A 419-nucleotide genomic window follows, 5' to 3' on the forward strand; every position below is an offset into this window, starting at 1 on the left:
GGTGGGGATAGAGCAGTGTCATTGGCATGGGCTCTGCCCGATGGCCTCGCATCACCTCGACAAGTTCGTCGGCTTCGAGGTGGTGCCTGATGTCGTAAGCCGGGATCTGGATGAGGCCGAGGCCGGCGGTGCAGCAGGCAATGTAAGCTTCGGCGCTGTTGACGGTAACGCGGCCGCGCATCGGCAGTTTGCGTACCTGACCGTCCTCGATCCACTCCCATTCCTCGACTCGACCTGTCGAGGGCGAGGCGTAATTGACAGCGAGATGCTTACCGAGATCGTGGGGAGTACAAGGTGTACCATGCGCGGAGAGATAACCGGGGCTGGCCACATTGATCAGGGGGAGGTCGCCGATTTTGCGGGCGATCAGGCCGGAGTCGCCAAGTGGTCCGACACGCAGCACGCAGTCAATGCTGTCC

Annotated in this window: 1 protein-coding gene; it reads right to left on the minus strand. The window is 61.8% G+C overall.

Going from position 1 to position 419, the window contains the following annotated elements:
• Positions 1-419, minus strand: a 419-nt coding sequence (locus tag AB4Z23_RS28710) for a LysR substrate-binding domain-containing protein (protein ID WP_441361340.1), incomplete at both ends; no start/stop codon positions are given.

It is taken from the genome of Agrobacterium sp. MCAB5, assembly GCF_052114365.1.
In the GTDB taxonomy this organism is placed as follows: Bacteria; Pseudomonadota; Alphaproteobacteria; order Rhizobiales; family Rhizobiaceae; genus Agrobacterium; species Agrobacterium tumefaciens.